This is a genomic window from Achromobacter sp. UBA2119, from assembly GCF_002331005.1.
Classification (GTDB): Bacteria; Pseudomonadota; Gammaproteobacteria; order Burkholderiales; family Burkholderiaceae_B; genus Achromobacter; species Achromobacter animicus.
The window spans coordinates 621072-644885 of sequence record NZ_DCYD01000019.1 but is presented as its reverse complement, the minus strand read 5'-3'; the positions used below and the strand labels follow the sequence as shown (position 1 = coordinate 644885).

At 61.7% G+C, this 23814-nt stretch carries 31 protein-coding genes; 19 read left to right on the top strand and 12 right to left on the bottom strand.

Translation table 11 applies throughout. From position 1 onward, the window contains the following. The 8 genes from B3098_RS26560 to B3098_RS26525 all read left to right on the top strand — a co-directional run bounded on the left by B3098_RS26560 (nucleotide 1) and on the right by B3098_RS26525 (nucleotide 5955). Complete coding sequence (locus B3098_RS26560; protein WP_286900118.1) at nucleotides 1-204, top strand: hypothetical protein; 204 nt, start codon at nucleotides 1-3, stop codon at nucleotides 202-204. Between the two features lie 118 nt (nucleotides 205-322). After that, on the top strand, nucleotides 323-1693 hold the full coding sequence (locus tag B3098_RS26555) for a hemagglutinin repeat-containing protein (RefSeq protein WP_224776695.1): 1371 nt from the start codon (nucleotides 323-325) through the stop codon (nucleotides 1691-1693). A gap of 118 nt (nucleotides 1694-1811) precedes the next feature. After that, complete coding sequence (locus tag B3098_RS26550) at nucleotides 1812-2504, top strand: toxin C-terminal domain-containing protein (protein ID WP_286900116.1); 693 nt, start codon at nucleotides 1812-1814, stop codon at nucleotides 2502-2504. Then, nucleotides 2501-2938, top strand: a complete 438-nt coding sequence (locus tag B3098_RS26545; RefSeq protein ID WP_286900114.1) for a hypothetical protein — start codon at nucleotides 2501-2503, stop codon at nucleotides 2936-2938. The genes B3098_RS26550 and B3098_RS26545 overlap by 4 nt, the downstream gene beginning before the upstream one ends. A 77-nt stretch (nucleotides 2939-3015) precedes the next feature. Then, a complete protein-coding gene (locus B3098_RS26540) occupies nucleotides 3016-3468 on the top strand; it encodes a hypothetical protein (RefSeq protein ID WP_191575687.1) in 453 nt (150 codons plus the stop codon). A 39-nt stretch (nucleotides 3469-3507) separates the two neighbouring features. After that, on the top strand, nucleotides 3508-4281 hold the full coding sequence (locus B3098_RS26535) for a hypothetical protein (RefSeq protein WP_286900111.1): 774 nt from the start codon (nucleotides 3508-3510) through the stop codon (nucleotides 4279-4281). 232 nt (nucleotides 4282-4513) lie between these two features. Further along, nucleotides 4514-5179, top strand: a complete 666-nt coding sequence (locus tag B3098_RS26530) for a hypothetical protein (RefSeq protein ID WP_218344691.1) — start codon at nucleotides 4514-4516, stop codon at nucleotides 5177-5179. 128 nt (nucleotides 5180-5307) lie between these two features. Then, nucleotides 5308-5955 (top strand): tetratricopeptide repeat protein, encoded by a 648-nt coding sequence (locus B3098_RS26525; RefSeq protein WP_286900109.1) that lies wholly within the window; start codon nucleotides 5308-5310, stop codon nucleotides 5953-5955. Nucleotides 5956-6408: 453 nt separating this feature from the next. On the opposite strand, the gene B3098_RS26520 is transcribed toward B3098_RS26525, so the two are convergent. Beyond that, nucleotides 6409-8070: an ABC-F family ATP-binding cassette domain-containing protein gene (locus tag B3098_RS26520; RefSeq protein WP_286900106.1), complete on the bottom strand. Its 1662-nt coding sequence runs from the start codon at nucleotides 8068-8070 to the stop codon at nucleotides 6409-6411. A gap of 230 nt (nucleotides 8071-8300) precedes the next feature. Next, nucleotides 8301-8774, bottom strand: a complete 474-nt coding sequence (locus tag B3098_RS26515) for an Lrp/AsnC family transcriptional regulator (RefSeq protein ID WP_255596037.1) — start codon at nucleotides 8772-8774, stop codon at nucleotides 8301-8303. Between the two features lie 108 nt (nucleotides 8775-8882). Here B3098_RS26515 and B3098_RS26510 point away from each other — a divergent pair, with 108 nt between their 5' ends. After that, complete coding sequence (locus tag B3098_RS26510) at nucleotides 8883-10373, top strand: aminotransferase class V-fold PLP-dependent enzyme (protein WP_286900102.1); 1491 nt, start codon at nucleotides 8883-8885, stop codon at nucleotides 10371-10373. Between the two features lie 158 nt (nucleotides 10374-10531). Here the strand turns inward: B3098_RS26510 and B3098_RS26505 are convergent, their stop codons facing one another. Beyond that, on the bottom strand, nucleotides 10532-10900 hold the full coding sequence (locus tag B3098_RS26505; RefSeq protein WP_175123548.1) for a hypothetical protein: 369 nt from the start codon (nucleotides 10898-10900) through the stop codon (nucleotides 10532-10534). Between the two features lie 119 nt (nucleotides 10901-11019). On the opposite strand from B3098_RS26505, the gene B3098_RS26500 reads away from it, so the two are divergent. The 3 genes from B3098_RS26500 (at nucleotide 11020) to B3098_RS26490 (ending at nucleotide 13385) form a co-directional block, all read left to right on the top strand. Next, nucleotides 11020-11469 (top strand): hypothetical protein, encoded by a 450-nt coding sequence (locus B3098_RS26500; RefSeq protein ID WP_286900100.1) that lies wholly within the window; start codon nucleotides 11020-11022, stop codon nucleotides 11467-11469. A gap of 344 nt (nucleotides 11470-11813) precedes the next feature. Continuing rightward, nucleotides 11814-13043: a formamidase gene (gene fmdA / locus B3098_RS26495; protein WP_175138433.1), complete on the top strand. Its 1230-nt coding sequence runs from the start codon at nucleotides 11814-11816 to the stop codon at nucleotides 13041-13043. 9 nt (nucleotides 13044-13052) lie between these two features. Further along, nucleotides 13053-13385, top strand: a complete 333-nt coding sequence (locus B3098_RS26490; protein ID WP_175138432.1) for a zinc ribbon domain-containing protein — start codon at nucleotides 13053-13055, stop codon at nucleotides 13383-13385. A gap of 72 nt (nucleotides 13386-13457) precedes the next feature. Here the strand turns inward: B3098_RS26490 and B3098_RS26485 are convergent, their stop codons facing one another. Next, nucleotides 13458-14213, bottom strand: coding sequence for an ABC transporter substrate-binding protein (locus B3098_RS26485; protein WP_286900099.1), 756 nt, complete (start codon nucleotides 14211-14213; stop codon nucleotides 13458-13460). A gap of 81 nt (nucleotides 14214-14294) precedes the next feature. After that, a complete protein-coding gene (locus tag B3098_RS26480) occupies nucleotides 14295-14720 on the bottom strand; it encodes a copper resistance protein NlpE (RefSeq protein ID WP_175123544.1) in 426 nt (141 codons plus the stop codon). A gap of 301 nt (nucleotides 14721-15021) precedes the next feature. On the opposite strand from B3098_RS26480, the gene B3098_RS26475 reads away from it, so the two are divergent. The 7 genes from B3098_RS26475 to B3098_RS26445 all read left to right on the top strand — a co-directional run bounded on the left by B3098_RS26475 (nucleotide 15022) and on the right by B3098_RS26445 (nucleotide 19114). Further along, nucleotides 15022-15501 (top strand): OsmC family protein, encoded by a 480-nt coding sequence (locus tag B3098_RS26475; protein ID WP_218344696.1) that lies wholly within the window; start codon nucleotides 15022-15024, stop codon nucleotides 15499-15501. Between the two features lie 10 nt (nucleotides 15502-15511). Next, nucleotides 15512-16060 (top strand): cysteine hydrolase family protein, encoded by a 549-nt coding sequence (locus tag B3098_RS26470; RefSeq protein ID WP_286900097.1) that lies wholly within the window; start codon nucleotides 15512-15514, stop codon nucleotides 16058-16060. Nucleotides 16061-16065: 5 nt separating this feature from the next. Next, on the top strand, nucleotides 16066-16290 hold the full coding sequence (locus tag B3098_RS26465) for a DUF3820 family protein (protein WP_175138444.1): 225 nt from the start codon (nucleotides 16066-16068) through the stop codon (nucleotides 16288-16290). Between the two features lie 140 nt (nucleotides 16291-16430). Further along, nucleotides 16431-16754: a hypothetical protein gene (locus B3098_RS26460; protein ID WP_286900096.1), complete on the top strand. Its 324-nt coding sequence runs from the start codon at nucleotides 16431-16433 to the stop codon at nucleotides 16752-16754. Between the two features lie 76 nt (nucleotides 16755-16830). Continuing rightward, the gene (locus tag B3098_RS26455; protein ID WP_175123540.1) at nucleotides 16831-18084 is read left to right on the top strand and encodes an Hsp70 family protein; all 1254 of its coding nucleotides are present in this window, start codon (nucleotides 16831-16833) and stop codon (nucleotides 18082-18084) included. An 85-nt stretch (nucleotides 18085-18169) separates the two neighbouring features. After that, nucleotides 18170-18757: an NUDIX domain-containing protein gene (locus B3098_RS26450; protein WP_286900093.1), complete on the top strand. Its 588-nt coding sequence runs from the start codon at nucleotides 18170-18172 to the stop codon at nucleotides 18755-18757. 24 nt (nucleotides 18758-18781) lie between these two features. Then, nucleotides 18782-19114, top strand: coding sequence for a 2Fe-2S iron-sulfur cluster-binding protein (locus B3098_RS26445; RefSeq protein ID WP_279975005.1), 333 nt, complete (start codon nucleotides 18782-18784; stop codon nucleotides 19112-19114). Here B3098_RS26445 and B3098_RS26440 read toward each other — a convergent pair. From B3098_RS26440 to B3098_RS26410, 7 genes are all read right to left on the bottom strand, one after another. Further along, the gene (locus B3098_RS26440) at nucleotides 19095-19652 is read right to left on the bottom strand and encodes a hypothetical protein (protein ID WP_286900090.1); all 558 of its coding nucleotides are present in this window, start codon (nucleotides 19650-19652) and stop codon (nucleotides 19095-19097) included. The genes B3098_RS26445 and B3098_RS26440 overlap by 20 nt on opposite strands. Next, nucleotides 19603-20304, bottom strand: a complete 702-nt coding sequence (locus tag B3098_RS26435; RefSeq protein WP_286900089.1) for a DUF899 domain-containing protein — start codon at nucleotides 20302-20304, stop codon at nucleotides 19603-19605. The genes B3098_RS26440 and B3098_RS26435 overlap by 50 nt, the downstream gene beginning before the upstream one ends. A 79-nt stretch (nucleotides 20305-20383) precedes the next feature. After that, entirely contained in the window at nucleotides 20384-20833 is a 450-nt protein-coding gene (locus B3098_RS26430; protein WP_286900088.1) for an SRPBCC family protein, read from the bottom strand. Beyond that, nucleotides 20734-21171 (bottom strand): ArsR/SmtB family transcription factor, encoded by a 438-nt coding sequence (locus tag B3098_RS26425; RefSeq protein ID WP_175123534.1) that lies wholly within the window; start codon nucleotides 21169-21171, stop codon nucleotides 20734-20736. The genes B3098_RS26430 and B3098_RS26425 overlap by 100 nt, the downstream gene beginning before the upstream one ends. Before the next feature lie 75 nt (nucleotides 21172-21246). Further along, nucleotides 21247-22416, bottom strand: coding sequence for a hypothetical protein (locus B3098_RS26420; protein WP_286900087.1), 1170 nt, complete (start codon nucleotides 22414-22416; stop codon nucleotides 21247-21249). A gap of 14 nt (nucleotides 22417-22430) precedes the next feature. Further along, a complete protein-coding gene (gene fnr / locus B3098_RS26415; RefSeq protein WP_175123532.1) occupies nucleotides 22431-23159 on the bottom strand; it encodes a fumarate/nitrate reduction transcriptional regulator Fnr in 729 nt (242 codons plus the stop codon). A 97-nt stretch (nucleotides 23160-23256) separates the two neighbouring features. Further along, entirely contained in the window at nucleotides 23257-23691 is a 435-nt protein-coding gene (locus B3098_RS26410) for a gamma-glutamylcyclotransferase family protein (protein WP_286900086.1), read from the bottom strand. Nucleotides 23692-23814 lie beyond the last annotated feature (123 nt).

Below are 23814 nucleotides of genomic sequence, written 5' to 3'. Positions count from 1 at the left end.
GTGACTATCATTCGGAAGGGTTATGTTGTATCTGGCGAATATTCTGGCTGGGAGATTTCTATTGATGATGACCGGGGTGGTGACACTGGTGGTTATTATGTTTACCTTAAGAAAAGTGATGCTGAGTATTTCGACTACTGGTTCGAGCATGAGGCTGGGCTTCAAGTCCAGCTAGCTGATTTTGAGGTGAGGTGGGTGGATTAAGTTAGGTCGGCAAAACTTATGATCGTCCGAAGATGAAGCGGCGCAGCGCCATCGAGCCGACGATCGGACACATAAAGGCCGACGGCAAGATAGTAGGCGCAGCAGCGCCAGCGTCGGCATCGGGTGGTCCACTGGTGGCCAGCAAAACGGGTGGACGCTCGAACTGGGAGCGCCCGTGGGCCGAGGCAACGCCAACGGCAAGGACGAAAGCTGGACCAACACCAACGTCACCGCAGGCAACGTCCTGGCGATCCAGTCCGGCGGCGACACCACCCTCAAGGGGGCGGCAGCCAAGGCCGACCAGATCATCGCGTCGGTCGGCGGCAACCTCTTACTTGAGAGCCTGCAGGACAACAGCAAATACGACTCCAAGAATAAAAGCGCGGGCTTCGGCCTGACGCTGTGCATCCCCCCGTACTGCGCGGGCTCGAGCAGTGTCTCGGCCAACGCCAGCACTGGCAAGATGAACAGCAACTTCAAGACCGTGACGGAGCAGACGGGTTTGTGGGCAGGCGACGGCGGCTTCCTGATCGACGTCAAGGACAACACCACGCTCATCGGCAGCGTCATCGCCAGCAGCGACAAGGCGGTCGCCGACGGTCTCAACAAACTGACCACAGGGACGCTAGTCACCGAAGATCTCAAGAACACGGCGCACTACAGCGGTAGCCAGGTGTCGATCGGGGGTGGATTCGGGTTTGGCGGCGCTAAAGCTAGCGACTCGGGCCTGGGTACAACCAAGGGCGGCGAGGTTGCAGGCGGCGCGAGCAAAGATGCGGGCACGTCCATTTCGACCGGCAGTAGCGGCTTTGGAATGGGTACACCGATCGTGGTCGCCGCGAGCGGCAACAGCAGTTCTACGACCCAGAGCGGCATCAGCGGCGGCACGATCGTTATTCGTGATGAGGCGGGGCAGGTCGCGCTGACCGGCAAAACGGCCGCGGAGACGATTACGTCCTTGAACCGGGATACGTCGGATACGTTGAATGCGCTTAAACCGATCTTTGACAAAGAGAAGATCGAGGCGGGCTTTGATATCGCGTCGGAAGCCCAGCGGCAGATGGGGCAGTTTTCGACGAATAGGGCGAAGGAAAAGCAAGCGGCGGAAAAAGCCTTAACCGATGCGATTAAGAACGGCAAGGTGGTTGATGCTGCGCAGATGACGGCGCTTCTGGACGAGCTGCAGCATGCGCAGGACTGGAGTGCGGGTGGCAAGTATGGGCTGATCTTGGTGGCGTTGTCGGGAGCCGCCAGCGCGAATGTGACCGGTTCCACCAGCGCATTTGTCCAATCGGCTGCAGTCAACTATCTCCAGGGCATGGCGGCATCGCAGGTGAAACTGATCGTCGATCTGCTGGGCACTGGCAACGAAGCCGAAGGAGCGCGTGCGGCGCTGCACGGAATCTTGGGATGTGCGGGTGCAGCAGGAAAGGGTGCTGCTTGCGCATCCGGCGCATTGGGCGCGGGGGGCGGGAAGCATCCTGAATAGCTTGATGGGTTCGGCGGAGGGCCTTACGCCTGAGCAAGTCGAAGCTCGGCGCAATATGGTCACCAGCTTAGTGGCGGGCATAGCGGCTGCAGCGGGCGGTGATGCAGCAACGGCCGGAATGGCCGCCACGCTGGAGACATCACAGAACTGGGGGTTCTTGGCGCCGGTTGCAGCTGCGGCGGCAGCTAAGTGTGCGACAACGACCAGTTGCCAGCGAGTCGTCACTGTGGTGTCGGAGAAGTCGACAACTCTTTGGATGCAAACGAAGGATGGCGTCACCTACGTGGTTACCGCCGCGATGTCGGGCATTGCCGCCGGAGCTTTGGGTCCTTGGGCAGCAGAACTTGTGAGCGACATTGCTGGAAAGGAGGCGGCGCTGCCTGGAAAGGCAGGGAGCGTGGTGCATGTCACTGCTCTGCCTCCTTCAATTCCGGATGAAGGGAAATACGGCCCTGAAATCCCGGTGTTACCGGCAGATCCGGCAAAACCGGTTGTAATACCCGGGCGAGATAGGTTGGAAGAGGGTGGAGAACTAGTCAATACGCCCAACGACGGGCCTATCATAGTTGAGCCGATCTTTAGCATTGGCAAAGACCTACAGCAGAAAGCAGAGAACTTAGGTTATGGGCAGAGAATTTCTCCCCAAAAAGCACCGTTTAACTCACACGGGCAACCGGTTTTTTGGAATGGGAAAAATTATATAACGCCTGATGTTGATGGCCATAACGTGTCGGAAGGTTGGAAGATGTTTGATCGGCGTGGTAATAGAATTGGCACTTATGACAAAGAACTAAATTGGGTGAAAAAATGAGTTTCGGAATTTTCCTTCAGCATGAGACTTCGACGGAGTTTGGTGGGCCTGTCCTGAGAGGTAAGGTAGAAATCGATGATTATTCAGAAGTTTTTTTTGCTTCTGCTGATTACTGGTCTAGAGATGATTATTTGGAAAATTGGAAGAGATCTTTAGCTGAAGGTTTTTTGGGTGAGGGGCATTGCGCATTAATTACATCAATGCACAATCCGGTCTCGTCAAATTTTGTATTCTACTGGGCCGTTTATTTTGAGGGGGAGGTTGCATATGTGCAGAATAGCGTTCTGTTTTTAAGCGACTTGCATGAAGAATTTGACCCCAACTCCATTAATAGGTATGTTGCTGCTCGGTCAGAAGTCAACGAGGATGGGGTAGCTATTTCTCAGTGGAGTGTGAGTCGCAAATCCGTGTTGAATTTTTATAAATCTCTTTGAGGCAAAGGGAATTTGTTTGGCGTTCTCTGGATGCCAAAGAGGCGCTGCGGGATGACGGTGCTTAAGTAGGAGGTCAGATGAAACGACTTGCTGATGGCAGTGAGTTATGCGATGTAATCCGAAAATTTGCGGACCTTGAATGGAGTAAATATCAGTCTCGAGTGGTGGATCTGGTATTTAAAAATGGAAGAAAATACAAAAGAGATAACTCTGCAATGCCGCCATATACGACGATTCGATTTAAAGATGAAGACATTCATTTGGCTGATAAGTTGAAACATGCAATTGATACCTATAACGGAAGTGTTAAATGGGTTATGTTTCCTTTTCAGCGGGTGAGCTTTCCTAGTATCAATTGGGTTGTTGAGCCGGAGTTCGTTGCCCAAACTCTTGCAAGTGAAACAAAGGGCGGTGCAATAAATCAGCAGGAATATATGGCTCAACATTATCCTGATTTTGCTCCGTTAGCGTACGCGGACTTGCCAAATTTGGCGAAGCATGTGGAATCTGTGTTGGGAAATGGGACTTAGGCCATTGGTTGCTTTAATGGCTAACTCAAGAGTGCTGAGATGAAAAGTGGTTTTATAGATGTTGATTGTTCGGTTTTGTTGACGCCTTCCTTCGCGGATGCAGATGCTTTCTCCGGACTTATTGAGGATTTTTTAGAAAACTTGCCCGAATTTCGTCCTGAACACTGGGGGTTCGTTGAGCCAATTAATCTGCAGCTAACAATGGCGGAGGTGCGCAACCTCTTGGGCGATACCGAAAATTCAATAATGTGGAAACGCAAGTCCACTCCAAAAGGGTGGGGTGGTTTTAAAAAAAGAACATACCCCGTGCGCGGACCTCAGTCTGCCAATCATGGTATGTACGTGAAAGCTGAAACGCAAAAATCTGTGGATGCGTTAATTCGCTATCTTCAACATCTAGCGGTTCGGTTTGGTGTGCAGTATGCATTTTGCGATAGCGTTGCGGCAGAGTACAAAATGGTCGGATTCAAAAATGGGTTCGCGCCAACAGCGGGGAATATTCATGTCTTTACCCACACCTTGTCTAAGAAACTTCCGGACATTCTTTGGGCTCAGATATTTGGTCCGGCATACGTCAAACTTTTCGGCCTGGAAAAACTGATGTCGGCACCGGCATACCGAGTGGAGCAACTGGGGCCGGAAACGGTATATATTCAACTTACCGAATCTCTATTTGATTTGCACGAGCGCTATGCCGAGGTGGATGCTGTGCGAGACCGTGTAAAGAATCATTTGGATGACAATATATTTTTTAGGCCTGGTAATTCTGCAGATCACGTTTACAAAACTCCCACTTTTCAATTTCCTCAGTAGAAACCGCAACTGTCTGGTTGAATGCCTGAAGTCTGTAGGTCGTCGTACCCGACAGTCGTCAAGCGATCACAAAGGCCGTAAGGCTTGGCTCTTGCCAAGATAACACTTTCGTCTTTGCGGGAAGAGCTGGAGGATTTTACGAACTGCTGGGTTGATGTGGGATGGCCAAGATGGGAAGCTAGTGACCTCTTAATGCAGGACCAATTAAATAATTAATTTAAGAGAATTTTCAATGTTCAGACTTGTATCGACACTGCTTGCCTCGACTCTTCTGTTTACTACCGACTTAGCTTCTGCGGCAACTAATTCCCACGTGTCGCCAACTGAGGCGCTCCGTCTGTTCGCGAGGTGCGATGCTTCGCTTTTTAATGCGCTAAAGGAAAATCCTAATTTGTTAGGAACAGGCGTAAAGGTAAAAACTCGCGGAAAGGCTGCGACCATCGCGGTGGAAAATCCGCTTGCTGAAAAGGGGCGGGATCAGGTCTTTAGCGAGCCAATCATTATTGACGGGCTACGTCTTATCGCATGGCACGACGAAGTGTCCTATGATATCGACTTTGGCGGTTTCGTATTCTGGGGGTTCCGCGCGGAGGGTAGCCTCAACGCGGTAGCCAAGAAAATAAATAGCGTTCTGCCTACGTCGGAGAAACTCGTCGATGCGGGAAATACCTGGGCTCGTGCTGAAATTCGTAGGATTGGCGATCCGGTAGATTCATGGCGGCCGAATAACACTGGGACTGGTACGGTGACTGCAAATGGAAGCGTCGAGCGCGTACTTTTCCTTGAGAGTGGCACCGCCAACCAAACGAACGTCTTTTGCACGCTTCAGGGTTCGGTGACGCCAGCTTTGCTCCAAGTCTTGCGTCCCGACCTGACCAACGCCGAGTATCCGCAATGAAACTCCTCAACTTAGCAACCTTGGTTGTCCCCCTGGCTCTATTTTCGGTATGCGCCGTCACGCCGAGGGTGGCTTTAGCGGAAGGCTCACCGACTAGCCACGCTCGCACCTGCATGCAAACAAGCAACATGAAATTGACCAAGGACGGCGAAGGATTCGAGGATCCGGACCAGGTCATACGGCTGCTGTCCGATTGTCTTTCGGGCTGGCCCGACGCGCCGACAAAATTTCGGGCGATGTCGCTGCAAATGCGTGCCGCTGCCCACGCGCAAAAGAAGGACTACACCCGTGCCATCGCAGACCGTGAGGAATCAATGCGCTTGATGCCTCCCCGCACAGGCTGGGACATCATCTCACTTGCCAGCGATTATCGGGAGGATGGACAACCGGAACGGGCGGTCGAGTTGCTTCGGACAATGCTCCAAAACAACATGGGTCTTAGAGGAAAGGGCACTACCCCCGGCATGCCGAGTTATTACCATCTCGGACGCTCGCTCATTGCGCTGCAGCACTGGTCGAGTGCCGCAGAAGCGCTTTCTGAGGGCATGAGATACCAACCGGACTATGTATGGGCATATGCCTATCGTGGTCTCGCTTACGACCGGATGAAGCAGACGGAAATGGCGCGGGCGGATGTCGACAAAGTTCGCTCGTTGATCAGGGAGTCCAAACCAGATGCGCGCGAGCGTGACCAAAAGGTTTTTCAGAAGCCGCCGTTCACCGAATTATCGACGAAGTATCCTGAAGCTTCCCCGTCTCAGGTAAAGCAGGATTAATCGATGTCGTCGAGCGACTTGTTCCGAGCCGTTTTCTGCGAATGAGATGCTCTCGGCCTTTTTTCGAAGGTTAAGAACGTCCCGACGGTCGATTTTATTCTGGCTGCTGCGTCCATTCGATAACTCCGCGAGGACAAGGACGAACGCATCGACACCTTCCGCTGCGACTAAGAAGAGTTCTTCACCGTCGTTGAGGTGTTCGATGCTACCGGGCCATGGCAAAACCAGATCTGTAGTCAAACGTGCTGCAAAGGAAGTCGCACAAGGCGAACTCGTTTGATACGCGCTCGCCTGAGCAATTCTTTTCGTACCACTCGTGGCGTCTGAATCGTTCCTCTTCCAATTGAGGGTTTGGCGTCTGTTCTCGGGATGTCAGGCGTGGCGAGTAAGTGCAACCTCACCCCGCTCATATCGGGGCCATCGGTTCTAACGGATCCGTCATCGGCCGATGCGTCATTCCGCAGTCACCCGCCAGCCTTGGATCCCCCAAACCATTTCATGCGTAGGCGCAATCCCTTCCAAAAACGCCTCATCATGCGACACCACGACCATCGCCCCGGGATACGCTCGCAGCGCCTTCTCCATCGCCTCCGCCGACTCAATATCCAGATGATTCGTCGGCTCATCCAGCAGTAGCAGCTGCGCAGGCGTTTTCCGCCACAACGCGCACGCCAGCGCAGCCTTGAGGCGTTCCCCGCCGCTCAATGTCCCGGCGGGCGCATTGACCAGAGCAGGCCCTAGGCCCAGCAATGCCAATCGACTGCGAAGTTCACCTTCCGATAACGTGGCGCCCAGCACCTGCAGCGTTTCCAGCAGGCTTTTGTCTTCCGGAATGAGGGACGCCCGCTGATCCAGCATGGCGGTCGGCACGCGGACTTCGCATACGCCTGCTTGCGGCGCCAACTCCCCAGCCAGCATAGACAGCAACGTACTCTTGCCGCATCCGTTCGGCCCGCGAATGGCCAACCGGAACGGGCCAGACAGCGTCACCGTCAGCGCACCTACGTCCGCAGGATAGGGCGGCTTAGCATGCTCCAGATGCAGAACGCGGCGGCCCTGCGGCACGGCAGTTTCGGGCAGCGCGAGCGCAATGCCTGCCGATTGATCGATCTGTGCAGCAGCCTGCCTTACCGCATCGTCCAACGCGGCAACGGTGTCCTGCCGCCGCACGTTCTCGCGGCCCGCATGAGCTTCGGCATTCGCCTTCTTCATGCCCAGCAGGATCGGCGCCTGGTTCTCATCCCGGGCCTTGCGGGCGTCGCGGGCGTTGCGTTGTTGTTGGGCGTCGTGCTGTTGGCGCAGCGTGCGCAGGGTCGCAGTGCGTTCGTTGCGTGCGTGAGCCAGGGACGCTTCGCGCGCGGCGTTCAAGCGGTCACGATGGTCTCGGCAGGCTGTGTAGTTGCCGGAATGCACGGAGAGCGTGCCGCGCTCCAGTTCGACAATGCAGGACATGGCGTCCAGCAGCGTCCTGTCATGACTGACGACGATCAACCCGCCGCGCCAGGCGTCGATCTGGTCCATGAGCCAGCGGCGGGCGCCTGCGTCCAGGTGATTGCTGGGTTCGTCCAGCAGCAAGGCATCGGGGGTCTGCATCAGGGCGCCAGCGAGCGCGACGCGAGTGAGCTCGCCGCCACTGGCAATCGAGGCGGGGTGATCGGGCTGCCACGCGGGCAAGCCGGCGTCGGCGAGCATGCGGGTCCATTCATCGCGGATGCGCCAATGGCCGTCGGTCAGATCGAAGTCTGACTGGCAAGTGCTGCCGGCTTCGATGCTGGACAAGGCCCGCAGAATCAGCACAATGCCGGCGATGTCCGCCAATGTGGTGCCGTCGGTTCGCGGTTGTTCTTGAGGCACGTAGGCGATGCGGCCGCTGCGGACAATTCGGCCGGATTGCGTTTCCATAGCGCCGTTCGCCAAACGCAGCAGCACGGATTTGCCCGCACCGTTGCGGCCGATAAGGCCATAGCGGTTGCTGCCGTCAAAGTCGTGGCTGACGTCGTTGAGCAGGATGCGTCCATCCGGCAGCGCGTGGCTGACGTGACGCAGGCTGAGGAAAGGCGCCGAGGATTGCGGCTGGGAATGCGCTGGTGCGAGCGCGCGGGAAGACTGGGCCATATGAAGCTCTCCGGATTCGATAAGACGCGTTGCGCGCAGCGCAAGCGGTGATCTGGGGGAGGGCTTAGAGGGTCATGGCCGGACGGGTCTCCGCGATGAGGGAATGAGGTTGGTTCGAGCAATGTGCCAAAGGAAAGTTCCTAGGCGCATCGCGAGCAGTGTATTTCAAAGCGAGGCCGAGGAAATCCAGCGACCAGAACGCAACGCCATCGATACCCCGCGCGCGCGCCTCAATCCTCCAGCATTCGCAGATCCGGCGGCCGGTTTTCGATGATCGCTTCCATGCTGAAGAACCCCGTCACCGTGGACAGCTCAAAGTCCGTGATCAGCTTCTGATAGAACCGGTCGTACCCGACCATGCCGCGGCACACGACTTTGATCAGATAGTCCCAGTCGCCGCCGATGCGATAGAACTCCGTGACCTCGGGCAGACGCTCGACGTGCTTTCGGAATCCATCGGCCCAGGCCTTGGCGTGGTGGCTGGTGCGGATCATGACGAAGACAGTGAGGTCCAGACCCAGCGCAACCAGGCTGACTTCGGCTCGGGTGCCGCGGATGATGCCGCAGGCGTTCAATCGTTGAAGCCGGCGCCAGCAGGCGTTCTGCGACAAGCCGACCCGATCGGCAAGCTCGCGTTGCGACAGCGCGCCGTCTTTTTGCAGGCAAGAGATGATGCTCAGATCAAGTTTGTCTATTTTTTCCATAGATTCGATCATATGACCCGTTTTCATGAACTTATGGCAAAAAAACGGTGATGTTTCATCAAGGCATCCATCGTATGATATTTGCGTACTTTTCGGATCCATCCCGCCATGAATATGCCTTTTGCCGAGGCGCCCGTCCGCGTCTCGGCTTCGCCGTTGCAGCAGTTTCAAGACAGCCTGAAGTCTTCCGATATCGCGGCGGCGCTTGCCGACGGGCTTATCGGCAAGGATGCCTGCATTGACGGGCCCTTCGGGTCCAAGCCTTTGGTTTATGCGGATTACGTCGCATCGGGCAGGGCGCTGATGCAGGTCGAGCGCTTTGTGCTTGAACAGGTGCTGCCGTATTACGCCAATTCGCACACCGAGGCGTCGTTCTGCGGCGGCTTTATTACGCGGCTGCGGCGAGGGGCGCGCGCTGCCATCGGGCGATGCTGCGGCGCTGGCGATGAACATGCAGTGATTTTCTCGGGGTCGGGCGCAACGGCGGGTATCAACCGGCTTGTGAATCTGTTCGGCGTGAAGGAGGCAGTGGCTGCCGGCCGCAAGGTCCGGGTCATCATTGGGCCGTACGAGCATCATTCGAACATCCTGCCTTGGCGCGAATGCGGCGCTGACATTGTCGAGCTGGCAGAAAGCCGCGAAGGCGGGCCTGATCTGGCGCAGTTGGCGCTGGCGCTGGAAGCGCCGAAAGAGACGCTGGTCGTCTGCGCGCTGTCGGCGGCGTCGAATGTCACGGGCATCGTGGCGGATGTCGAAGGCATCACGCGGCGCGTGAAGGCTGCCGGGGCAAAGATGCTGTGGGACTATGCGGGCGGCGCGCCGTACCTGCCCATCCGGATGTCGCCTGCGAGCGATGCGCAGATCGACGCCATCGTGTTTTCACCGCACAAGTTCATCGGCGGCCCGGGCTCCTCGGGCGTGCTGATCGTGCGTCGCGATGCGGTGCTGGACACGACACCGACCTGGCCGGGTGGCGGCACGGTGAAGTTCGTATCGCCCGTTGGTCATGATTACAGCGGCAGTCTGGAATCGCGCGAAGAAGCGGGTACGCCGAATGTGGTGGGCGATATCCGCGCCGCGCTGGTGGTGCTGGTGAAGGAAGCGCTGGGCGCGGAGTTCATGCAGCAGCGCCATGCACACTTCGTGCAGCGCGCGCTAGCGGCCTGGAAGGGCGCGGAGCGTCTGGAGCTGCTGGGCTCGCTGACGGCGAACCGGCTGCCGATCTTTTCGTTCCGGGTGCGCGACGGCAAGGGCGGGTTTGTGCATCAGCAACTGGTGACGCGCATGCTGAGCGATCGCTTCGGGATTCAGGCGCGCGGCGGATGCGCGTGTGCGGGGCCTTACGTGCATCGTCTGCTGGATATCGACGACGCGCAGTCGCTGCAGATGCGGCAGGCCATTCTCGAGGGCCGCGAGATCGAGAAGCCCGGCTTTGTGCGGTTGAACTTCAGTGCGCTGCTGTCGGACGCGAAGGCGGATTTCATTCTGGAGTCGGTGCTTGCGTTGGCGGCCGACGCGCCGGAGTACGAGTCCCTGTATGGCTTTGATCCCAGCCGCGCGATTTTCTTTCCGCGCGATGCCGCCAAGCAGGCGGCGTAAGAGCCAAGAAGATGATGGCCGCGATTGTGACCGCTTGGGCGGTTGCGGTCGCGGTGTCTTTTCAGGACTTGGCGCCATCAAGGGCGCAAGCTGCACCGGTATTCGCCGACGGTAATGAAAACCGGGCGCAATGCCCGGCCGGTATTTCAATACCGTTATCAGTCTTTCATGTGCAGGCCGCAGGTCCGGATCCACGAGGCCTTCATACCGCTCAGATCATCAGACGCGCCCGTAAGGTTGCGCGTCACCTGATCCGAAAACTGCACGCCGTTGCGGCGGCACGCTTCGAAGTCGTCGCTCAAGGCAAAGCGCGCGTCCAGCAGGTCCAGCCGGCCTTGGCACAGCTCCCGATTCAGTTCCAAATTATTGGCAGCCTCGCGCGTGCGTTGGACGTCCTGAGCCTGTTTGATGCGGGCCAGTTCTGCATCGACGCGCGCGACACAGCCGTCGTCGGCAAATGCGGACGTGCTGGCGCACGCGGCGATGATGAGAAGAATGGCGAGGGACGGGCGGGGCGAGACGGCCATGCGGAAGAACCTTCGTGGTGCGCGATGAATGGCTTGCATCATAACTGCTGGCTAAAGTTTCTTGCCCCTGCGGCCGTTAACGCCGGGACAGCGTCTAGCGGCCACAGGGGGCCAACTCCATGTTCAATATCATTTCCATCGTCCTGACGATCATCGCGTTGATCGCCTGGGCCGTGCATCGTCAGCAGAAGCGGCACAAGGCTTTGTTGGCGAAGTTTCGCGAACACAATCAGCGATTGGGCACGGCGTTTCCGGAAGACAGCGTCGACAGCGAGTTGATTCTGAGCGACAACGCTAAGAAGGTGGTCATTGCGTTCGACCCGCAGAGCCAGAAACTGTGCATGGTCGATGGCGCAAAGGACCCGGGCGAAGTCCTGGACTTTTCCTATATCCGCAAGTGGCAGCTCAAATGGACCGAGAAGTCAGGCAATGGAAACCTGTCGTTCCTGAACGTTCACTTCGACTTTTCCACCAATGACCTGAAACGGCCATTGATCCGTATTCCTGTCGCTGGAAAGGGCTATGGCGACACGTGGAATAGCCGGCTGGGAATCCTTCTGCAGGGCTGAAGCGACATTGCATTGAAGCGGCAGTGCGGAGGCCGAAGAATGCCGGATCGCTGCACCGCATTTGCCGATTGGTGCGTGGCGCTATCGGCAAGCCTCATCCGCACGCGTCCCGCACGCGTCCGGGATAAGGGACCCTACCCACGGCGTAATACTCGGCGGGCTGCGCAACGCAGCTGCGGCACAGGCATCAGTCACTGTGCAAAAAGCCAGTTTACCGCTCTGAAAATCTGTCCTACCGTCCTTAACAGATCAATGGCTATCGAAGCCCGAGTTTCTGCTTCCTTTCAGACTGCCAGCGGTCACCCTTCTGTTTTATCAACGCTTGACCACGGAGATGAAAGAGAATGACCAATACGCTTATCAGTGTCGATCTGGAACAATCCCCCTACGAAAACAAGCAGATCCACAACCGCTGGCATCCGGATATTCCGATGGCAGTGTGGGTGAAGCCCGGGGACGATTTCATTTTGGAAACCTATGACTGGACGGGCGGCGCGATCAAGAATGATGACAGTGCCGATGACGTGCGGGACGTGGATTTGTCGACCGTGCATTTTCTGTCCGGGCCCGTGGGGGTGGAGGGTGCAGAGCCGGGCGATTTGCTGGTGGTTGATCTGCTGGATATCGGCGCCAAGCCGGACAGTCTGTGGGGATTCAACGGCTTTTTCAGCCGCAACAATGGCGGCGGCTTCCTGACGGACCATTTTCCGCACGCACAGAAATCAATCTGGGACTTTCACGGCATGTTCACGTCGTCCCGGCACATTCCTGGCGTCAATTTCGCGGGCTTGATCCATCCTGGGCTGATCGGCTGCCTGCCTGACAGAAAGCTGCTGGACGAATGGAACCGGCGCGAGCAGGCCCTGATCGATACCAATCCAGATCGCGTGCCGCCGCTGGCCAATCCGCCAGCACCCAAGACCGCGCACATGGGGGCCTTGCAGGGCGCCGACCGCGACCGCGCAGCGGGCGAGGGGGCGCGCACGGTTCCGCCGCGAGAGCATGGCGGCAATTGCGACATCAAGGATTTGTCGCGCGGGGCGCGGGTGTTCTTTCCGGTGTATGTGAAGGGCGGCGGCCTGTCGGTGGGGGATCTGCATTTTTCGCAGGGCGATGGCGAGATCACGTTTTGCGGCGCCATCGAAATGGCCGGCTGGGTGCACATGCGCGTATCGCTGATCAAGGGCGGCATGGACAAGTATGCGATCCGCAACCCCATCTTCAAGCCCAGTCCGATCACGCCGGCCTATAAGGACTTTCTGATCTTCGAGGGAATTTCCGTCGATGAAGCGGGCAAGCAGCATTATCTGGACGTGAATGTGGCCTACCGGCAGGCGTGTCTGAACGCCATCGAATACCTGAAGAAGTTCGGCTATTCGGGCGCGCAGGCTTATTCGCTGCTGGGGTGCGCGCCGGTGCAGGGGCACATCAGCGGCGTGGTGGACATTCCCAATTCGTGCGCCACGCTCTGGCTGCCCACCGAGATCTTCGACTTCGACATCCAGCCGTCCGCGAGCGGTCCCGTCAAGCACATCAAGGGCGATGTGGACATGCCGCTGTCGCGCGATCTGTAGGAGACGACGATGCCGATGTATGACTATGCGTGCGCGGATTGCGGCGCTTTTGCCGCGCTTCGGCGGTTGGCGCAGTGGCGGGATCCGGCGGCCTGCCCGCAGTGCGGGGCGTTGTCGGACCGCATTGTGGGCGGTGCCCCAGCGGTGTCGGCGCTGTCCTCGGCCATGAACCGGGCGCACGCGGCGAACGAGCGCAGCGCCAATGAGCCGCGCAGCACGCGGGCGGGGCACGGCATGAACTGCGGGTGCTGCGGCAGTGGGCGTTCGCGGGGAAGAACGCGCACATCGCGCGATGGCGCAAAGTCATTCGCGGGCGCGCGGCCCTGGATGATCAGCCACTAACGCACGCTGCGGCCCGGGTGCCTCTGCATGAAGGTGCCCGGCCTGCGGTGTGGCGGGTTGTCGCGAGGCAGCCTAGGCCTGGGCCTGCGCCGCCGGTTCCGGCGGCGCCACGGCGGCGCCCTGGATCTTGTGGCGCGCCAGCGCTTCGGCGACGAAGCCGGATTTCTTCATGGCTTCCACGTAGGCGGCCAGGTAGGCGCTGGTCTTGGCGCCGCGGCTCTTGGGCACGCCCATGGCCTGGCGGATCAGCATGAAGTGACCGTCCAGAAGGCGCAGCCCGCCCAGACGCTGCGCGTCGGCTTCGAGCTGTTGCTTGACGCCCGCGGCGACCTCCATGTTTTCCTGCACGAAGGTGTCGACGACGGCGGGCGAAGTAGGGGCGCGAAAGATCTCGGCCTGCTTGAGTTCGCGCGTCAGGTACAGGTCATAGGCGCTGCCCTTGCCGACCACGACGCGGTGGCCGGCGCGGTCGACCTCGTCTTTGTTGACGATGGGCGAGTCCTGGCGCACCAGATAAGCGCCTTCGATAACGACATACGGCGCGGTGAAGGCGATCTGTTCGCCGCGCAGCGGGTCTATAGCGAAAAAGCCTACGTCGGCCTGTTCGGCGGCGACGGCATTGACGGATTCGCCGGCGGACTTGAAGACCACCAGTTCCAGCTTCACGTTGAGCCGGCGCGCGAGTTCAGTGGCCAGGTCCACCGACACGCCACCAGGCTGGCCGGTGGCGGGATCGGTGTTGGCGAGGATGGGATTGCCCAGGTTGATGGACGCGCGCAGCGCGCCCGTCGGGGCGAAGGCAGACAGCAATTCGTGATCGGTCTTCATGGCTTCCTTGCTGGATGAAACGCGCCGCCGGGCGCGGTCGATGCCAGAGGATAGCCTCAAAGCCGGCGGCGGCGCGATGGCTTATTGCACGCGGCGCAGCACGTAATGCGCCGCGAGCGGGCCGGTGGGGCGCGTGCCGTCGCGGTAGAGCATCGTTACCTGGTTCTCGCCGACGAAGTAACGCTGGCTATCGCCTGCGGCGTCCAGCCGGATCGTGCTGCCGTCAGACTCCCAACTGAAGGTGCCCGTCACGATCTCGGGCTGTGGCTGGCGGTCCAGGTACTGGGTCAGCTTTTCGTAGCGGCCATCCTTCATCAGCGTCAGGCGGGCGCGGATGCCGGGGCAGTCGGCGCAGGGCAGGGTGCCTTCGTAGCTGCCGGGCCAGTCCAGGGAGTCGCGGGAGGTATGGTGGTCTACCGGCACCGATCGGGCGGTGATGGGCTTTGACGGGGCGCAGCCGGCGAGCAGCGCAAGACTCAGGGTGCAGGTCAGGGTGGTTTTCATCATGGCGAGCTCCTGTGTGACGGACTGGCTTATTGGCTGATCTCAGATGGCCAGACGCGTCCTCACGATACGGACAGTAACGGGCCCATGCTGAAACGGGATGTAAGGCCGATGCATGTCATAAACATCCAACCGGCGCGGCCAGGCGTGCGCTAAGCTCGGCCTTCCTTGCGCGTGAGGCGGCATTAGGCTGCCGGCGCAGCGATAGCGGCACAAGGCGACAGGGCCGCGAGGCGCAAGGCAACAGGACCACGAGACAACAGGACCACAAGGCATTAGGACTACAAGGCAACAGGACTACAGCATGAAAGGCGAACATCATTACAGCGTTACCGTCGAATGGACCGGCAACACCGGCGCCGGTACGGCCGGCTACGCGGCCTATTCCCGCGACCACGTCATCCAGGCCGCCGGCAAGCCCGAGGTGCCGGGATCGTCGGACCCCGCCTTCCGCGGCGATGCCTCGCGCTGGAATCCCGAAGACATGCTGGTGGCCTCGCTATCGGCGTGTCACAAGCTCTGGTATCTGCACCTGTGCGCGGTCGAAGGAGTGACCGTGCAGGCCTATCGGGACGAGGCCGAAGGCGTCATGCAGGAAGATCCAGAACGCGGCGGCGCGTTTGCATCGGTCACGTTGCGGCCCCAGGTCACCATCGGCGCGGGCGACGACGCCGCGCTGGCGGAACAGCTGCACGAACGCGCGCACCACTGCTGCTTCATTGCCAATTCGGTGAATTTTCCGGTACGGTGCGAGCCGCGCATTGCGATCCAGTCCTCCCCCTGACGCCATTCCCATGACATCCGCCCTGATCGTGATCGACGTGCAACGCGCGTTGTTCGAAACCTCGCCGCCGCCCTTCGAGGCCGCGCAGGTGCTGGCCCGCATCAATGCGTTGGCCGAACGTGCCCGTGCGGCCGGTGCGCCGGTCGTGTATGTCCAGCATGAAAGTCCCGGGTCCGATCTGGCGCATGGCGAGCCGGGATGGGAGCTGGATACGCGCCTTGCGCCGGCCGCCGACGACATCCGTGTGCGCAAGACGACGCCTGATTCGTTTCTGCGAACGGAATTGGCGCAGGTGTTGGCGGAGCGGGGCGTCACGCATCTGGTGGTGTGCGGATACGCCACAGAGTTCTGCGTGGACACGACCTTGCGGCGGGCGGCGGGGCTGGGCCTCACGGTCACCCTGGCGGCCGACGCGCATACCACGCACGACAAGCCTCATGCGGACGGCGGCCAGATCCGGGCGCATCACAACGCCACGTTGCCGGCCATTTCCAGCTTTGGTGTGAAGATCGCCGCTGTGGCGGCCGCTGATCTCTTTACCGGCGGTGCGTCGCGATGAATGTGATGGATCCCGAACTGCTGGCGCTGCTGGTGACGCGCGACATGCCGTTTGGCAAGTACAAGGGCAGGTTGATCGCCGACTTGCCCGGACCGTATCTGGCGTGGTTCGCGCGCAAGGGCTTTCCGCCGGGAGAGCTGGGCCGCTTGCTGGCCTTGATGCACGAACTGGATCACAACGGCTTGTCATCGCTGCTGGATCCGCTGCGCAAGACCCGGCGCGCGTCCTGAGACCCGCCGCGGAAACCGCAGGAAACAACTGGCGGGGATGATGTTGCGTCTTGGCACGACGCCTGCCATCCACCGGGGATACGATTAGGCGGTGCGCCCGGCCCTCGGCCCGGGCGCTGACTCATCTAACCGAGGTCGCCATGAACAAAAAACTCGTATCCGCTTTCCTGTTTGCCGCCCTGTGCGCGGCGGGCGCTGCCCAGGCCCAGAACGTCGCGCCCGGCGCCACGCAGGAGATGCAGTTTCCCTCGGCCCAGGGCAGCCTGTCGCCACCCTCGACGCTGCGCATGACCGTAACGCCCGAAGCCCCGCCGCCCGCACCGATCCGGGACACGCCCCAAAGCCAGGCCGAGTTCCAGCGCTGCCGTACGGTGTCGGACCGCGCAGCCACGTCGAATGCGCAGATGCAGGCCGGCGTCGAGCAATGTCTGCGCGAACTGGAACAGCGCCGCCAGCAGCAATAAGCCCCCAGGGGAATCCAGGGCCGGAGCCAGAGCGGGTACACTTGTGCGCCGTTTTGCTCTAAGCGCCTGAATTCCCATGATTTCCACCGCCTGCGGCGTCGACTTCGGCACCTCCAATTCCACCGTCGGCTGGAGCCGTCCCGACCAACACGCGCTCCTCGCGCTGGAGGACGGCAAGACCACCTTGCCGTCGGCCATCTTCTTCCACGACGAGGACGCCGAGGTCAGCTATGGCCGCGCGGCCATCTCCGACTACCTGGCGGGCTACGACGGGCGCCTGATGCGCTCGATGAAAAGCCTTTTGGGCAGCTCGCTCATCGACGGCTCCACGGAAGTGCAGGGCCGTTCAATCCCTTTCCGTGTCCTGCTGACGCGCTTCATCGCTGAATTGAAGGCGCGCGCCGAGACCGCCGCCGGGCGCGGCTTCACCCGTGCCGTGCTGGGCCGTCCGGTGTTTTTCGTGGACGACCATCCCGCGTCCGACAAGACGGCGCAGGACACGCTGGAAGAGATCGCGCGTAACGTCGGGTTTACCGACATCGAGTTCCAGTTCGAGCCGATGGCCGCCGCCTTCCACTATGAATCGCAGATCAGCCGCGAGGAACTGGTGCTGGTGATCGACATCGGCGGGGGGACGTCGGACTTTTCGCTGATCCGGCTGGGGCCGGACCGCGCGGCCAAGCCGGACCGCCGCGACGACATCCTGGCCTACGGCGGCGTGCATATCGGCGGGGTGGATTTCGACAAGCAATTGAGCCTGGCGCACGTGATGCCGCTGCTGGGCCTGGGCAGCCAGTTGCGCAGCGGCAAGGATGTGCCGTCGACGCAATACGGCAACCTGGCCTGCTGGCACACCATCAACCAGGCCTACACGCGCAAGGCGGCCGAGCATTTTGCCTATATCCGCGCCGAGGCCGGCGACCGCCAGAAGATCGATCTGCTGCTGAACCTGGTGAAGGAGCGTGCGGGCCACTGGGTGGCGGTGCAGGTGGAAGAAGCCAAGATCGCGCTGTCCGAGGCGCCCGCCGCGCGCATCGACTTGTCGCGCGTCGCGCCGGATCTGGGTGTCGAGGTGACGCGCCCGTCGTTCGACGCGAGCGTGGGACGCTTGATCGACAAGGTCGAGACCACCGTGGGCCAGTTGCTGCGCGATGCGGGCGTGTCGACGGCGGACGTGGATACCGTGTTCTTCACGGGCGGCTCAAGCCGTGTGCCGCGCCTGCGCGAAAGCGTGTCCCGGCTGGTGCCCGAGGCGCGCAGCGTGGAAGGTGACCTGTTCGGCAGCATCGGCGCGGGTCTTGCGCTGGATGCCGCGCGCAAGTTCGGCTGACCGGCCGCCGGCGGGGCGGTGGTAAGCTGCCAGGCGAGCCGGCAACGGCTCGCCGCCCCTCTCAGTTTCCGATCCAGACGTCCTCATGACCCGACCCGCCGATACCCATCTCGTCGAAACGCTCCTCGAAAGCGAGGCCCCGTATGACGGCAGCTTCCTGAAGATCCGCCGCGATACCGTCAGCCTGCCCAACGGCCATACCGGTATCCGCGAGTACGTGGTGCACCCGGGGGCGGTGGTGGTGATTCCGCTGCTCGACGATGGCCGGGTGCTGCTCGAGCGACAGTTCCGATATCCCATCGGCCGCGTGATGACGGAATTTCCTGCGGGCAAGCTGGATCCGGGCGAGGATCCGCTGGTGTGCGCCAAGCGGGAACTGCTGGAGGAGACGGGCTATACCGCCGGCCAGTGGGCCCATGCGGGCGCCTTGCATCTGGCCATCGCCTATTCCACTGAAATTATTCACATCTTCTTTGCGCGCGGCCTGCGGGCAGGCGAGCGCCAGCTCGACCAGGACGAATTTCTGGATGTCATCAGCAAGCACCCCGAGGAGCTGCTGGCGGCGTGCAGCCAGGGTGAGGTCACCGACGCCAAGACGCTGACCTGCGTACTGTGGATGCAGAACGTGCTGTCCGGCGCCTGGAAGCTGGACTGGCAGGACAACGTCGCCTGAGCGGCGGCGGGCAGCCTGACGACGATGTGCTCGCACCCGGTTCTCGTCCAGCCCTTGGGCCTGCGCTTTGACGCGCCGGCCGGCACGTCCGTTCTGCTGGCGGCGCAGGCCGCGGGCATCAAGCTGCCCAGTTCGTGCCGCAATGGTACCTGCCGCGCCTGCATGTGCCTGATGCTGGACGGATCGATCGTGTACGGCATCGAATGGCCCGGCCTGTCGCGCGACGAAAAGGAAGAGGGCTGGATCCTGCCGTGCGTGGCTCAGGCGACGTCGGCGCTGGAAATCCAGGCGCCCGGCGCCGCGTTGATCGAGACCGTGCCGCCCGCGGTTCGCCCGCTTACCGGCGCCAGACGCTGACCGCGGCGACCGGCAACAGGGTCGCAGCCATGCCTGCGGCCATTCCTGCCGCCATGCCCAGCACCATTCCCCAAAACGGCGCAGCGCCCAGCGCCTGCGCTGTCTGAACGCCCAGGCGCGCGCCCAGCACCATACCGATCGCCATGAGGACCAGGCAGAGCACCCGGCTTGCCAGCGGCGGTTCGCCGGCTTGCAGCCGCAGCCAGGGCCATCGGATCCGAGGCATTCGGGACCAAGGCAATTGAACCCAGGGCCATCGAGTCCCGGACAGCTGGGACCAGGGCAGCAGCGCCGCCAGCGCCATCGCGGCCGAGCTGGCCGGCATCAGCACGACGTGCCGCCATGCCAGTTGCGCCAGCGTTCCCGGCGCACCGCACTCGCTGGCCAACAGCGCGGCGGGCGTGCGCCACGTGTCCACAATCAGTCCGGCGCCCATGGCCGCCAGGCACACCAGCCACAGGCCAGCCATGCCGGCCGTGGCCCGCGGCCTAGCGGTGGTCGTGGCAGGCTTGGCGCGGGGTGTCGCCGTATCGGTCATGGTGGCGCACCCAGTCGCGAACGTCGAAATACGGGCCGTTTTCGTTGCGGCCCAGCGGCGCGATGTCGAGATAGTTGTAGGCCCCCGCCAGGCGCTCCACGCCGCGTTCGAAGGCCGAGTAGGTGTGAAAGATTTCGCCGTCGGGATCACGAAAGAACGCGCTGGCCCCTGGACGTTCCTCGACGGCGCCATCCGCCTGCGGCACGGACGCTTCGAAGTCGAAATTGAAGTCGCTGCCCGCTGACGAGTACCAGTCAAACTGCCAGCCCATGCGGGCCTGGAAGGCGGCCAGCCGGGCATACGGCGCGCGCGAGACGGCCACCACCGTCACGTCGTGGTGCCGCAGGTGCATGAGCGCGCTGTCCAGATGATCGGCCAGGAGCGAGCAGCCCACGCACCCGTCCTCCCAGTCCGGACTGAACATGAAGTGATAGACGATGAGCTGGCGCCTGCCTTGGAACAGGGCATCCAGGCCTTGCATGCCGTGCGCGCCTTCAAAGGCGTAGGGCTTGTCCACTCGCACCCACGGCAGCGCCATGCGGTCGCGGGCCAGGGCGTCCGAGGCGTGGGTCAGTTCCTTTTCGCGCCGCAACAGCGCCTCGCGGGCAACGGCCCATTGGGGGCGGGATACGACGGGATGATCGGTTTGCATCGTGCGTCTCCTTTGCGTGCCGGGCGCTTGGACCCGGGGGTCAAGTTCGGATCCGGCGGACAGATCCGGGGCGCCAGGTTCAGGCCTTGCCGGCCAGGTGCTCCGCCAGCCGGTCCATGGCGCCGGACCAGCCATTCTCGTGGCCGTCGCGGGTGGGCTCGTCGACGAACGGTGCCTGCAGGAAGGCAAGCTCGGTGCCCCCGTCTGCCGAGGTGAAGTCCAGCGTGATCAGTGAGGTTTCCTGCGGCGTGTCGCGCCATGCCCAGGTGAACACCAGACGGCGATGCAGCGCGACTTCCTGGTAGCGGCCGCTGGCGTAGTGTTCCCCGCCGTCTGCGGTGATGAAGCCGACTTCATAAGCGCCGCCCACCCGCACATCGGTGTCGGCCAGCAACACGCGTTGCGTGCCCGCCGGACCGAACCAGCGCATCAGCGCTTGCGGGTCGGTCCAGGCTCGCCAGACGCGTTCGACGGGGGCGTCGAAGCGGCGCTGGAGCCGCAGCTCGAGGGGGGAGATTCGGTTTTCCATGGGTGGATTTCCTCTTCGTGATAGAGATATCGCGCCAGCGAATCCAGTTGGCCGGTCCAGAACCTTTCGTACCGTGCCAGCCAACCGGCGGCGGCGCGCATGGGTTCGGGAGACAGCGTGCAGCGCACGACCCGCCCGTCCTTGGCGCGCGCGATGAGGCCGGCCTCTTCCAGCACCCGCAGGTGTTTCATAAAGGCGGGCAGGGACATGGCGTGGGGTCGGGCCAGGGTGCTGACCGAGGCCGAGCCCTGTTCCAGGTCCGCCAGCACCCGGCGGCGCGTGCCATCCGCCAGCGCGGAGAAGATGGCATCGAGAGCATCATCATTTAACTTAACCATAAGGTTAAGTTTTAGGTCTGCCGCAAGCGCGTGTCAAGCGCGATGGCTTCGGACTTTCCCTAGGGGTGAAGCGCGTTACTTGCCGCGCGGCTTGATGATGTCGCAGGCCGCGGCGGTGTTGCTGGCCGGGGCGTCGTCGCCCAGCAGCGCTCGCACGCCGCAGACCGAGCCGAACATGCGTTTGCCGTCGTGGCCCACGCCGCCGACTTCGAAGGCGCTGTGGCGCAGGGGGACGGGCTTGGGGCCTCGGGCGGCCAGCACGTGCTCGTACTGGACGTAGCCCGTGCCGCGCGCGAGCCGGGTGGCGCCCTGGGCTTCGGCGCCGCAGGCTTTGTCCAGCAGCCGGTGCTCGGGGTTGTTGTCCGCGCCGCCCAGCAGGTAGACCACATCGCGCGCCGCGTAACGTACGAAGAGGCGGGAATCGTCGGATTCGCCGGCGTAGGCGGGCAGCTTGTCCGTGCCGTACTTGTACTGGTTGTAGGTGGGGCAGATGCCGCGCTCGTAGGGCGCGTAGCCCTTGCCATCGGCGCGTGGCCGTTCGTTGGTCAGGTACAGGTAGGAAGAGGGGTTGGCGACCACGTACCGCAGGGTCAGGCCGTCGCGGCGCAACACCCCGTCCACGTTGTTCAGCACGGCATACCGGTGCACCAACTGCGCGCCGGCCGAATGGCCGGCAAGCACCAGGCCGGCGAGCGACGGCAGGCGCTTGCGGTCGTCCAGGCTGCGCAGCAGGTCGTCCAGAACCTGGAACGAGGTGACGGGGGCGGGCCGGCCCGTGGCCTGGACGCTTTCCTGGCCGTCTTCCCAGCTGGCCTTGCGCCAGGCGGCCATGCCCGCGAAGCCCGAGTCGATCGAGCCGGAAAACCGCGGGGCAAGCACCAGCGTGTCGCCCGCGCGCGCCGGGTTGGCGGCGACCAGCGCGGCGGCGGTTTCGTAGTAGTTGTCGGCGTCGCGCTTGACGCCGTGGATGACGATGAGCACCTGCTTGATGCTGCGCAGGTCGTCCTTGGCCAGATCCCGATTGGCGTAGACCGGCATCTTGTACCGGTTGCCGGGGCGGCCCAGTTCAACGGCCTGCCAGCGCAGCGGCGCCGCGCGCTTGGGCACGGGCGTGGCTTCGTCGTAGTCGTAGGGGTCGGGCAGCGGCGTCTGCGCATGTGCAGCGCCGCAAGCCAGCAGGGTGGCCAGCGCGAGCGAGGCCGCCAGCGCCGTGCGGGTCAGGGAAGTGGCAGGCGCGCGGCGCATGGCGCGGCGACCGCTCAGCAGCTTTCGAGTCCCAGCAGTTGCTTGAGCGCGGGCAGGTCCAGGATGCGGACTTCGCGCTGGTTGATCTTGATGAGGCCGTCGCGGGCAAAACGCGAGAACAGACGGCTGACCGTTTCCAGCGTCAGGCCCAGATAGTTGCCGATTTCTTCGCGGCTCATGCGCAGCACGAACTCGGTGGACGAATAGCCCAGCGAGGCGTAGCGCTGCGAGAGGTTCAAGAGGAATGCGGCCAGGCGCTGTTCCGACCGCATGGAGCCCAGCGACGCCAGCATCTGGTGCGAGCGGGTGATCTCGCGGCTCATGAGGCGGCGGAATTGCTGTTGCAGCGACGGCAGGTGCGACGCGACGCGATCGACTTCGTTCAGGCGGATGACGCAGACCTCGGAATCTTCGAGGGCCACGGCGGCCGACACGTGCTTGCCATCCAGCATGCCGTCCATGCCGACGATCTCGCCGGGCAGATGGAAGCCGGTGATCTGGATCTGGCCGGTGGCGTCTTCAAGTTGCGTTTTCAAGCTGCCGAAGCGCACGCCATAGACGGCGTCGAGCGGGTGATCCAGCGAAAAGAGCGTCTTGCCTTTTTCCACGCGGACGCGCTCTTTGACCAGTTCGTCCAGCTTTTCGACTTCGGCGGCTGCCATGCCCACGGGAACGCAGACGTGACCCAGCATGCACGTGGAACAGTGGGCGGCATCAGGGGCAATGGGGACCCGTTTTTGCATACGATGACCTTTAGAGTGCCCATTGCACGGCGGGCGCCGGAACGGGTGTGAAGCACGAGACAGGCGTCTATTGTAGTCCGTTGTTACTACGGGTGTCTTACCGGGCGTCCTGCTTTGTTCTGGAAAGGCGATGAGCAATCCAGTCTTCCCCGGCGATATCGACCGCCGCGGCCCGAAACGCGAGGTTGATCGGATAGTACTCGCAGGGCAGCAGACTGGTCGGGCCGGCGCCTTCCAGACTGGCGGTAACCGTGCGGCGCACGAAGCAGCAGGGCTTGCCGGGCTGGTATTCCTCGATCTCGTCCATCAGGGCGATCAACGCCGGTTCCACCTGGAAAACGTCGCCGCGCACGCGCCGGCCGTCCTGCACGGGGATGAGTCCGGGCCAGTCGCCAAAATCGACCAGCATGCCGGGCACGCTGGCCGGGCCGACGTGGCTGGCGGCCGGCAAACCGCGAGCTGCGGCCGCCCGGGCGAGGTCGTTGATTTCGCCGGCCCGTAGGGTGCCGTACACAAAAACGTATATGCTCATTGCTCTGTTTGCAGGTGCACGTCGAAGAAGACCATGAGAGGCGCCGGGTGTTGAAATTGTCTCACCCGGCCACATATTCAGGTTATCGAGCCAGCCGGCACGGATCGGTCAGGCTCCCCACAA

Bases quoted from the DNA above. Each gene is read 5' to 3' on its own strand.
- B3098_RS26535 (WP_286900111.1), top strand. From the start codon at position 3,508: ATGAAAAGTGGTTTTATAGATGTTGATTGTTCGGTTTTGTTGACGCCT.
- B3098_RS26470 (WP_286900097.1), top strand. From the start codon at position 15,512: ATGACATCCGCCCTGATCGTGATCGACGTGCAACGCGCGTTGTTCGAA.
- B3098_RS26460 (WP_286900096.1), top strand. From the start codon at position 16,431: ATGAACAAAAAACTCGTATCCGCTTTCCTGTTTGCCGCCCTGTGCGCG.
- B3098_RS26425 (WP_175123534.1), bottom strand. From the start codon at position 21,171: ATGGTTAAGTTAAATGATGATGCTCTCGATGCCATCTTCTCCGCGCTG.
- B3098_RS26480 (WP_175123544.1), bottom strand. From the start codon at position 14,720: ATGATGAAAACCACCCTGACCTGCACCCTGAGTCTTGCGCTGCTCGCC.
- B3098_RS26445 (WP_279975005.1), top strand. From the start codon at position 18,782: ATGTGCTCGCACCCGGTTCTCGTCCAGCCCTTGGGCCTGCGCTTTGAC.
- fmdA (WP_175138433.1), top strand. From the start codon at position 11,814: ATGACCAATACGCTTATCAGTGTCGATCTGGAACAATCCCCCTACGAA.
- B3098_RS26545 (WP_286900114.1), top strand. From the start codon at position 2,501: ATGAGTTTCGGAATTTTCCTTCAGCATGAGACTTCGACGGAGTTTGGT.
- B3098_RS26420 (WP_286900087.1), bottom strand. From the start codon at position 22,416: ATGCGCCGCGCGCCTGCCACTTCCCTGACCCGCACGGCGCTGGCGGCC.
- B3098_RS26530 (WP_218344691.1), top strand. From the start codon at position 4,514: ATGTTCAGACTTGTATCGACACTGCTTGCCTCGACTCTTCTGTTTACT.
- B3098_RS26540 (WP_191575687.1), top strand. From the start codon at position 3,016: ATGAAACGACTTGCTGATGGCAGTGAGTTATGCGATGTAATCCGAAAA.
- B3098_RS26550 (WP_286900116.1), top strand. From the start codon at position 1,812: ATGGCCGCCACGCTGGAGACATCACAGAACTGGGGGTTCTTGGCGCCG.
- B3098_RS26505 (WP_175123548.1), bottom strand. From the start codon at position 10,900: ATGGCCGTCTCGCCCCGCCCGTCCCTCGCCATTCTTCTCATCATCGCC.
- B3098_RS26440 (WP_286900090.1), bottom strand. From the start codon at position 19,652: ATGACCGATACGGCGACACCCCGCGCCAAGCCTGCCACGACCACCGCT.
- B3098_RS26435 (WP_286900089.1), bottom strand. From the start codon at position 20,304: ATGCAAACCGATCATCCCGTCGTATCCCGCCCCCAATGGGCCGTTGCC.
- B3098_RS26455 (WP_175123540.1), top strand. From the start codon at position 16,831: ATGATTTCCACCGCCTGCGGCGTCGACTTCGGCACCTCCAATTCCACC.
- fnr (WP_175123532.1), bottom strand. From the start codon at position 23,159: ATGCAAAAACGGGTCCCCATTGCCCCTGATGCCGCCCACTGTTCCACG.
- B3098_RS26475 (WP_218344696.1), top strand. From the start codon at position 15,022: ATGAAAGGCGAACATCATTACAGCGTTACCGTCGAATGGACCGGCAAC.
- B3098_RS26410 (WP_286900086.1), bottom strand. From the start codon at position 23,691: ATGAGCATATACGTTTTTGTGTACGGCACCCTACGGGCCGGCGAAATC.
- B3098_RS26510 (WP_286900102.1), top strand. From the start codon at position 8,883: ATGAATATGCCTTTTGCCGAGGCGCCCGTCCGCGTCTCGGCTTCGCCG.
- B3098_RS26490 (WP_175138432.1), top strand. From the start codon at position 13,053: ATGCCGATGTATGACTATGCGTGCGCGGATTGCGGCGCTTTTGCCGCG.
- B3098_RS26515 (WP_255596037.1), bottom strand. From the start codon at position 8,774: ATGGAAAAAATAGACAAACTTGATCTGAGCATCATCTCTTGCCTGCAA.
- B3098_RS26500 (WP_286900100.1), top strand. From the start codon at position 11,020: ATGTTCAATATCATTTCCATCGTCCTGACGATCATCGCGTTGATCGCC.
- B3098_RS26430 (WP_286900088.1), bottom strand. From the start codon at position 20,833: ATGGAAAACCGAATCTCCCCCCTCGAGCTGCGGCTCCAGCGCCGCTTC.
- B3098_RS26450 (WP_286900093.1), top strand. From the start codon at position 18,170: ATGACCCGACCCGCCGATACCCATCTCGTCGAAACGCTCCTCGAAAGC.
- B3098_RS26525 (WP_286900109.1), top strand. From the start codon at position 5,308: ATGAAATTGACCAAGGACGGCGAAGGATTCGAGGATCCGGACCAGGTC.
- B3098_RS26485 (WP_286900099.1), bottom strand. From the start codon at position 14,213: ATGAAGACCGATCACGAATTGCTGTCTGCCTTCGCCCCGACGGGCGCG.
- B3098_RS26465 (WP_175138444.1), top strand. From the start codon at position 16,066: ATGGATCCCGAACTGCTGGCGCTGCTGGTGACGCGCGACATGCCGTTT.
- B3098_RS26520 (WP_286900106.1), bottom strand. From the start codon at position 8,070: ATGGCCCAGTCTTCCCGCGCGCTCGCACCAGCGCATTCCCAGCCGCAA.